The following is an 8,065-nucleotide window of genomic DNA, read 5'->3' as shown; positions in this document are numbered from 1 at the left end:
GGGGGGGGGGGGGGGGGGGGGGGGGGGGGTGGGCGGGGGGGGGGGGGGCCCCCGCGCGCCCCCCCCGCAACCGGGAATCTGACCACCTTTCGAAAGCTAGTGGTCGGGAATCGGGACTATCGCATCGTCTACCAAGTTAAGCCGGATGGCTCGGTGTGCGTGGTCTGGGTCATCGGTAAGCGAACCGACGACGAGGTTTACCAGCTGGCGGTGGCTCGATTGAAGACGCTGTCGGACCGCGCTCTAGCGACCGAGCTGGAGGATGTTGTCGAGGCAACATTCTCTTCGAAGAAACCTCGTCGATAGCGCTTCACCCATTCAGCCCTGGGAGTTCGTCGCCGGCGGCTGGTCGCTCGACCCACGCGACCGGGTGGAAGAACCCGCACCCGCGGCACTGATAGCCGCCGTCAACGTCGTGCATGACGGTCCCGCACATCGGGCAGTTGGGCTGCTCGCCAACGTCGAACTCGTCAGGCGGGATCGTCATTGCTCTAGTCCTTTGCGGCAGCATCCAGGCTTGGATCGTCCGGGACATCGAAGCCGACCTGTCCACGGGGTAGTACGGGAAGAAGGATTGGCTCCCCGAACACCTTCGCACTGGCGCTGCTCACTGCTTCGCGCAGGTACGGGAATGCTGCCATGATTGCGACCTCGTTGCCGAAGTTGAGCACGGTGCGGAGGTCAGCCTCGCCCTCGTATGTATACGTGGCTGCGACAGCTGCAAGAACCTCACCGAAGTCGGTCGTGACGTTCGCCACCAATCGAATGCCGAACTCGTTGTCGTCAAGCCGATGCTGGGGGCTCACGTCTGCGTTAACGTCATGAGGCCCGTCACCTTCTCGAGGCCCCGTCCATCGAGCCGATATCTCGTGGTACTCGATCGCCTTCATCTGAGATCGGTTGATTAGGTCCATCACCGCGTCGCGGTCAGCGTCTGACAGCGCGCTCATCGAACTTGGACGGCTTCCCGCGGCGCTTCTGACTGCACCCACCCGTCAAGCGTCCCGGTGCGCTGCATCCTGATGACGTGGACACGCTGCGCAACCTTCGAGTGTCGGTCCCCCCACGGCGAACTCTGCGCGAGCCGGATCGACTGGCCATGGTCCACAACCACCCTATGCAGAACAAGCGCTCCGACCGCGTTTGCGTACCTCTCAAGAGTCGATAGTCGCGGGTCGGCGTCGTAACGCTCGAGTTTGTGTATCGCCTGCTGAGACACCCCGAGACGTTCGGCAACGTCGCTCTGGGAGAGATTCGCCTCGCGGCGAATACGAATTAGGGCTGTGCGCATCTCGCGGTTCTCCCGCGCCAACACCTTCGCGCGTGCGCGCACGGGGTTGAGGGATGCGGCAACGCGCCGGAGCGATTGCATCATGTCAGTCATCCTAGCGCCACAACCTTTAGGTTGTTCAAGTCGTTTCCCAAGCCGTCGGGCGGCCGCCGTTGTAACGGTCAGCCGCGTGCTGCACCTGATCCTCTTGGTGAGAGTTAGTCGTCTTGATGTGCCGGTGTACGGCGACGAGAGCGTCCGGAAGCTCTTGTGGCTCACCGTGGTAGAAGCGCAGCTTCTTCGTCAGCGCCTGATGCCGAAGTTCATAGATCTCAGGGTCCGCGCGGATTGGGAGGATGGGGGTGCGCTCGTCGCCTGTTGCCTCGAGCTGCCCATACGCAGCCGCTTCCATTAGCTCGTCGATTCGCCCAAGCTCATGGCTTCGGGCCCACGGGGTGAGGTTGCTAAACCACTGCTCGATCTTTTGCACTTCATCGTGCGCACCGTCGGTGTACTCGATCCAGTCGAGTGGCGGATCCGCCGGCGTGCAGCAACGCGAGTCACTGGCGCTTCGCCCGATGGAGTACGTCACACGCCAGATGCTAATGGAAGCCCGCCAGCGGTGGCCGTCACAAGCATCCTCGCCGTGTCGGCATATCCTGGCAGTCTCTCGGCCGGAGGAAGGGGACACCGGTCGATGGGATCGAACAGGCGCTACGCGGACGCCGTCGACCGGCGCATGGACGATCGCATCCTCCAGGGCATCGCCGGTAAGGGGGCGCTGCAGTCGCTCACCGTCGCCGAGCTGCGTCTCGACGAACGCCCCCTCACCGTCGATCCACGGCCTCGGCGGAAGGTGAAAGCGTGGGTCCGGTTCGGTGACACCCCCGCCCGGGTCGACGCGATCGCCGCACGGTGGACGCCGGATGCCGTGGGAATCGTGTTCGCAATCGATGATGTGGAGCATCGCTGCTGGGTGTGGGTGGGTGCCGTCGACGAGCGCGGGTGAGGGCATACTGAGCGCATGGGGAACCGGGGGAAGCCCTCACTTCAGTCGCGATTCGAAGGGTGGGCGCACACTACTGTTGCCGGCGCGAACGTCGCTCTGGTCCCGAGTGTGGTGTGGACCCTCGGAGTGTCCGTAGTTCTCGTTGTCACGAGGGCGACGATCCCGGAGGTCATCATTCTGGTGATCCTGATGTTGATCGGGCTGGCAGAGGTCGTCCGTCGAGGCCTGATTCTGAGGAAGCTCGTTCGTAAGAGCAGGGGAGTCGGCGGCGCGCATGTCCAGGCTTCAGACAGTCAGTCGCAAGCGCCGCGCCCGCCGGAGGAGAGCGGGGAGTTGATCTATCCATTCACATCCGAATGGCTCAGAGGGACGGCACCGGGGGCTATCACGACGATCGTCGCCATTGTCGTCGTCGGCCTGGTTGGAACCGTTGGAATCGCGATAGAGGGCCGACCTGACTATCTGTTCATATGGATCCCGATCTGCGCCGTCATGGCCGGGATCGCGGTCGTCAATCTTGTCAGCCTGCGCGAAGAAGATCGTCGCAAGGGGGCGCCATCGATCACGGACCGATCTGGCACTTCCGGCAAAGTTGGCCGAAAGTGAGCCGCGACCGCGAGGCGGAACTCCTGGGCGTACCCGAGGATGAGTGGGACGAACTCGAATGGGATGAAAGCGAGCACCCGGTTCCTCAACCCTCGGAGAACGTGTCGGGAGTTCGAGTGCTTCCGCCCGCATATTCAGACGACCCGACAGAACACGGGGCGTGGGTCGGCGGTGTAGTCGAGCGCGGCTGAGGGCATACTGAGCCTATGGGGGAAGGTGCGGCGCGGCAGGCTGGTCGACTACGCGCCCTCGCGGCGTCCGTTCGGCGCTACTTTCGTGCGCAGAACGCCGCGGAACATCGTTGGGCCACTGAGACCGTCCGGGGCACAACGTTCCTCACCGTGACGCCCATCGTCATGGCTTCATGGGCGACGGTGGAGTGGATTGGGCGGGCCGATGAGACCGCGCCTCATATCCTCTTGATCGTCCTATGGGGTGTGGCGTTGTATCTCTCAACTAAGTTCGCCCGCCACTTCAAGGCCGTGATCGAGCGAGAAGAGCGTGCGCGTGCAGAGAGCGAAAACTCAGCGGGGTCGCCTGATTGAGATCTCGCTATAGACCGCACGGCTGCTGCGGGTCTACGCTCAGCGTCACTGATCGCCGTGGCGCGCTGGGGTCGCCACATGATCGGCATCAACGGCGCTGCGGCGCGTTGGCGCGGGTCGGGGGACTCGTTGCCGGGGCGTGGTCCCTCCGCCGCTGTCCCCCTGCGAGGAGGGGCCACGTTCGCCGCCCGAATGCTGGACGGGTGTGCGACCGCGGGTCTATGCTCGGCGGCACTGGGAGCCGAATGCGCCATCACTGCTCCCAGACTCAACCTTGGGGGTTGTCAGCGCGAGCAGGGCTGCTCGCGCAGGGAGTGTGGCCCCTCCACTTGGGGCCCCCACCTTGATCCACGGAGGGGCCACACGACCGCGCGTCAATGCGACGCGATCGCCACGACGATCACAACCGCGATCCCGGCGAACACCACCCCGACTGCGACAAGCCCCCATCCGGGGATGCCGCCGAAGTCGCGGATGTACCAGGGTTCCTGCCCGATCGGGTACTTCCGGCTTCTCCGGCTCATGGCGGCCACGGTACGCCCGGGGAGTTACGTCCGCATCACGAGAACCCGGGAACCCGCCGCGCTAGTCCGAGAAGTTGGCATCCAACCACTCGGTGTACCGACGGTCCGCTTCCTTCACCCGCGTCCACGCGTCGACGAGCTCTCCGTCTGACTGGTTGATGACCTTCACCGGCCCCGCAATTCCCCGGGCGCGGAGAACCTTCGATAGGTGGGCGTCCGCGTCGATCAGCTCGCGCTGAATCACGTCGCCACCGGACCGCTCGATCAACGCCGCGACCGGCGCGTACACCGCGATGTGTCGTGACTCCTCGTGCAGCAGCGTCAGGTCATTCTGATCGGGACGCTCGAAGTGCTCAACGTTGATAAGGATGTAGCCCTCCGGCTGGGCAGCAACGATCTGCCCGTCTAGCGGGCCACCGACCAGTCGGATTTCCATGCGGGAAGAGTAGCGCCGATCGAAGCAGAACGGGGGACTCGAGCTTGAAGGAGAAAAGCCTCGGTGCTGGATGGATCGATGAATGATTAGCGAGAAAGATGAGAGCGCGCTAATCTCGCGACGAGCCGTGATCCGAGCGGCTCGACTGGGGGATCAACGATGACTACTCGCACGCCCGCGCGCGGCCTGAAGCCGCCTGCACCATCGGCTCGGCGACGAGCTAAGAAGCGCCTGCCGCTGTTGGCGTGGCTGGCGATCATCGCGGTCGGTGTTCTCGCTGCCATCGCTCTGTCGCCGATCTTCGCGGTCATCTTCCTCGTCGTGCTCATCACAGGGATCGTCGCTCTCACGCGCGGCTCCCGCACATGGCTGCGGTTCTCAAGCCGGCGCACAGCGGCGTGGGTCACCGCCTTCTCGGCTGTCGGGTTCCTCGTGACTGGCAGCATGGCCAACTTGGTCATCGGTGGAGATCGCGGTGAGGAGACCGTCGCTGCGGTCGTGGAACCCACCACGGTGCCGAGCGAACCGGTTGACGCGCCCACCCCGACTCCCTCTGAGACTCCAACCCCGACACCTACGCCGACCGTTCAGGCTGTCGCAGTCACAAACGTCATCGATGGCGACACCATCACAACTACGGCCGGCGACGTGCGCCTCATCGGCATCGATACTCCCGAGCGTGGCCAGTGGGGATACGACGACGCCCGAACGGAGCTCGAGGGCTTCCTCTCCGCAGGTGTTGTCACACTCGTGGCCGTCGATGGGCGTGACGACGTCGACCGCTACGACCGGCTCCTTCGCTACGTGCGCGTTGACGGCAACGACGCTGGGGCTCACATGATCGGGACAGGCTGGGCAATCGCGAAGTACGACGGCCGCGACGGGTACGGAAGTCACCCGCTGCAGGACGACTACATCGCGTCGGACGCGAAGCACGAGATGCCAGCCGAGCCCGCCCCGGAACCTGAGCCTGCACCCGCTGAGCCAGAAACAGACCCCCGGTTCGGTACCTGCGGGGAAGCGAACGACAACGGCTACAGCGACTACCAGGAAGGCGTCGACCCTGAGTATCACTGGTATCAGGATCGCGACGGTGACGGGTGGGTCTGCGAGCGATGATGGCGCTGGAGTGATGTCGCCTCCAGGGCTCCAGGTTGCGCGCGACGAATGCTACGGCGCGCTCCGCACAGAGCGGACACCTGCGCAGTTGGTTCAGACGGGCTTCTTTGGCATCGGTAACCAGATCTGGAGGAACACGCGCTGCGCGGTGATCCCGATCGCCCAGCTGCCGGCCCGGTCGTCGTACTCTTCGGGATGGGCTCGCCGGTGGAGCATCTCGCTGAAGATGTCGGCGTCGGCGACGATCCGCGTGTTCTCGCCGGGATGTGCTGTGCCGCGCGCCGTGACGAGGCCGCCGTCGTCGATATGGAGCATGTAATAGTCCTGGCCGAGCACCATGACCTCCGACGTCGGGTCCGAGTCCGTCGCGGCGCGGGCTGCAATCGCGCCTTCGTGGAGCATCGCTGAGAACTGTTCTGCGTCCATCGCTGTGACCTCCTGTTGGGGTGCAAGTCTTGCCGTGGGGTCCGACATCACTCGGCTCCGGATGCGACCGAAACGAAACCGAACGGGTCGCGGTAGTAGACGCCGGCTGGGTATTCCGGTCCCGGGTTGCCGGTCGGTGCGCCGAGCATCTGGATGCCAGCTTCGGTGACCGAGACCGCGCGACCCTCCCGCCCAACCGATACGCCGCCGCTGGTGACGATCGCTGAGTAGTCGCCCTGGCGCAATTCGACGCCGCCCGTGCTTCCACCGCTGACTGTCGCACCGCCTGGGAAAGTCACCTGGCCACCGTCGGACGGGTCGATCAGCATGTCGGCTACACGGATCTGGTTCGTTGCAGCGTCGATCTCGATGTCATCGCCGACACGGATGAGGTCGCCCTCGATAACCACGTTCCCAGCGGTGATCGTGCCATCGCCGAGGACGCGCAAGTTCCCGACGATGTCGACGAGACCGTCAACGAAGACGAGTCCGTAGACGCGCGCGGACCCGCTCTCGCTGCCAGGCTCGCCGACGATGAGCCCCTCGTCAGACAGGATCCGCAGGGCGCCCTCCGACACCGAAGAGTGCCCGAGCGGTGCGTGAGTCATGAGCTGCCGGACCATGCGCTTCAACTCGGCAAAGTCCTGTCCGAGCTTGTCTAGCCGTCTCTCATAGGTCATCGGGATGCTCCGTTCGTGGGAGGAGAAGTGTCACTCTCGACGTTCCTCCGATGCCGTCCATTGCCGCGACCAGTTGCCGGGCGCGGCAGTCGTCGATGAAAGCTCCGACTCGCCATACTCTGCGTATGGCTTCCCGAGATCCCGAGCTGCTCGTACCGCTCGCTCTGCGTCTGTCTAGGGCCGACGAACTGGCCGAGGATCTCGCGGGGCGCTGCTTTGAATGGGCCAGAGCCGGCGGAACACGGTTCGATGAGAGGCGGTCCGACGGCTTCGCGGAGCTGTACGTCGCGTCCGTGGACCCGGTGCCGCCAATCGTTAGGCTCCTCTTCTCTGACGCCGTAAATCAGTTGAGAAGCGCATTGGACAACGCCGTCGTTCTCCTCATCGAGCACGAACGAGGAGAACCTCTCACGCGTGACGCGCTGCTCAAGTCAAACTTCCCGATACGAAACTCCGAGCATTTGTACGACCGCGCGGTGGCGCGGGCGATCGGCGAGTTGCCCGAGCTAGCGAAATCCCACCCGATCGGACAATCGATCTACGAACTGCAGCCCTTCCGCCCCCTAGAGAAGGTCAGAGAAATGACTCGGCGCTCGGGGGAGGCGCATGCGCCTCACCATCTGCGGGCGCTGCAAGAGTACTCAAATGCCGACAAGCATCATCGGCTCAGGGCGGTCGCCGTCGGAAGTGCCATGACCCGCTCAATGACGGGCGCAGCGCACGTCCTCGAGACCCCGACGGAGCTCTCGCTCGGCCTCGCGATCAGCCGCGTTGCGATTGGAAGCCATGACGTCATCGAGGCCTGGCCATACATCTGCATGGAACGCCCAATCACCGGAGCGCTCGTGCCGCCAGGAGCTGAGCTCAACGATCTCCATAGATTCGTATCCGAAGTGGCCCTACCTCGGCTCGGTGAGAGCGTCGGAGCTACCCGCTTCCCTCCGAACGTAGACATCCGGACTAGAGGTATGACCGACTCGGAGAGAGTCGCCTCGGGTGGTCTCACGTACGCCCACCAACGCGAGGGCGCAAGGTTCGCTCGAGAGGCTATGTCGGCGGGCAGAGAGGTACAGATTCCGGACTTCTATCGCCGATCAGCAGTCCGCCCCGACACCGACGGGGGTGGCGAAGGAGCCTGACGCGCATCCGAGGCGAACCGCCGGAGAGGGGGCTCTCTGGTCTGCCAGGTCAAAACATTTGCGACCGCTCGAACGTTTTGAACCTGACAGACGGAAAGTTCCCCTCTCCGGCGGTTCCGCGCTGACCCCCTCTACGTTCCCCCGCCACCCCCTCACGCCCTCCGATTTTTCTGCGGGGAGAGAAGGGTTTGCTCCCCGGTGGTCAACCGCTCAGCGCTTGTGAGGGAGGGGTCCCACCCGTCCGCGCGTCGCTCGATTGCAGGGGATGCACTCGGGGCCTCGAGTGATGGTGCGATCGTGGTCGTCGTGCC

The 8,065-nt window shown here is 64.4% G+C and carries 13 protein-coding genes; 5 read left to right on the top strand and 8 right to left on the bottom strand.

The window, feature by feature from the left end:
- Positions 1 to 310: 310 nt before the first annotated feature.
- Genes QNI14_RS05015 through QNI14_RS05000 form a run of 4 tightly spaced genes read right to left on the bottom strand, consistent with a single transcriptional unit; the run spans position 311 to position 1,862 of the window.
- Positions 311 to 487, bottom strand: coding sequence for a hypothetical protein (locus tag QNI14_RS05015; protein WP_283715286.1), 177 nt, complete (start codon positions 485 to 487; stop codon positions 311 to 313).
- A gap of 4 nt (positions 488 to 491) precedes the next feature.
- Positions 492 to 950 (bottom strand): hypothetical protein, encoded by a 459-nt coding sequence (locus QNI14_RS05010; RefSeq protein ID WP_283715285.1) that lies wholly within the window; start codon positions 948 to 950, stop codon positions 492 to 494.
- Positions 947 to 1,375 carry a helix-turn-helix domain-containing protein gene (locus tag QNI14_RS05005; protein WP_283715284.1) on the bottom strand — a complete coding sequence of 143 codons (429 nt, stop codon included), beginning with the start codon at positions 1,373 to 1,375 and terminating at the stop codon, positions 947 to 949. Before QNI14_RS05005 ends, QNI14_RS05010 begins: the two co-directional genes overlap by 4 nt.
- A 34-nt stretch (positions 1,376 to 1,409) precedes the next feature.
- The gene (locus QNI14_RS05000; RefSeq protein WP_283715283.1) at positions 1,410 to 1,862 is read right to left on the bottom strand and encodes a hypothetical protein; all 453 of its coding nucleotides are present in this window, start codon (positions 1,860 to 1,862) and stop codon (positions 1,410 to 1,412) included.
- A 105-nt stretch (positions 1,863 to 1,967) separates the two neighbouring features.
- On the opposite strand from QNI14_RS05000, the gene QNI14_RS04995 reads away from it, so the two are divergent.
- The 3 genes from QNI14_RS04995 (at position 1,968) to QNI14_RS04985 (ending at position 3,430) form a co-directional block, all read left to right on the top strand.
- A complete protein-coding gene (locus QNI14_RS04995) occupies positions 1,968 to 2,279 on the top strand; it encodes a hypothetical protein (RefSeq protein WP_283715282.1) in 312 nt (103 codons plus the stop codon).
- A 108-nt stretch (positions 2,280 to 2,387) separates the two neighbouring features.
- Positions 2,388 to 2,885, top strand: coding sequence for a hypothetical protein (locus tag QNI14_RS04990; RefSeq protein ID WP_283715280.1), 498 nt, complete (start codon positions 2,388 to 2,390; stop codon positions 2,883 to 2,885).
- A gap of 341 nt (positions 2,886 to 3,226) precedes the next feature.
- Positions 3,227 to 3,430: a hypothetical protein gene (locus QNI14_RS04985; protein ID WP_283715279.1), complete on the top strand. Its 204-nt coding sequence runs from the start codon at positions 3,227 to 3,229 to the stop codon at positions 3,428 to 3,430.
- Between the two features lie 374 nt (positions 3,431 to 3,804).
- On the opposite strand, the gene QNI14_RS04980 is transcribed toward QNI14_RS04985, so the two are convergent.
- Entirely contained in the window at positions 3,805 to 3,954 is a 150-nt protein-coding gene (locus QNI14_RS04980; RefSeq protein ID WP_283715277.1) for a hypothetical protein, read from the bottom strand.
- Positions 3,955 to 4,015: 61 nt separating this feature from the next.
- Positions 4,016 to 4,390, bottom strand: coding sequence for a hypothetical protein (locus QNI14_RS04975; protein WP_283715276.1), 375 nt, complete (start codon positions 4,388 to 4,390; stop codon positions 4,016 to 4,018).
- Between the two features lie 240 nt (positions 4,391 to 4,630).
- Here QNI14_RS04975 and QNI14_RS04970 point away from each other — a divergent pair, with 240 nt between their 5' ends.
- Positions 4,631 to 5,509: a thermonuclease family protein gene (locus tag QNI14_RS04970; protein WP_283715274.1), complete on the top strand. Its 879-nt coding sequence runs from the start codon at positions 4,631 to 4,633 to the stop codon at positions 5,507 to 5,509.
- A gap of 93 nt (positions 5,510 to 5,602) precedes the next feature.
- On the opposite strand, the gene QNI14_RS04965 is transcribed toward QNI14_RS04970, so the two are convergent.
- Both QNI14_RS04965 and QNI14_RS04960 read right to left on the bottom strand, forming a co-directional pair.
- Entirely contained in the window at positions 5,603 to 5,935 is a 333-nt protein-coding gene (locus tag QNI14_RS04965) for a hypothetical protein (RefSeq protein ID WP_283715273.1), read from the bottom strand.
- Between the two features lie 47 nt (positions 5,936 to 5,982).
- Positions 5,983 to 6,615, bottom strand: coding sequence for a hypothetical protein (locus QNI14_RS04960; protein WP_283715272.1), 633 nt, complete (start codon positions 6,613 to 6,615; stop codon positions 5,983 to 5,985).
- 125 nt (positions 6,616 to 6,740) lie between these two features.
- On the opposite strand from QNI14_RS04960, the gene QNI14_RS04955 reads away from it, so the two are divergent.
- Complete coding sequence (locus QNI14_RS04955) at positions 6,741 to 7,754, top strand: hypothetical protein (protein ID WP_283715270.1); 1,014 nt, start codon at positions 6,741 to 6,743, stop codon at positions 7,752 to 7,754.
- The last annotated feature ends 311 nt before the right edge of the window (positions 7,755 to 8,065 follow it).

Origin of the sequence: Microbacterium dauci (assembly GCF_030065535.1) — a bacterium.
Classification (GTDB): domain Bacteria; phylum Actinomycetota; class Actinomycetes; order Actinomycetales; family Microbacteriaceae; genus Microbacterium; species Microbacterium dauci.
Note: the sequence above shows the minus strand (reverse complement) of the source record. Positions and strands in the feature narration are given on the sequence as shown.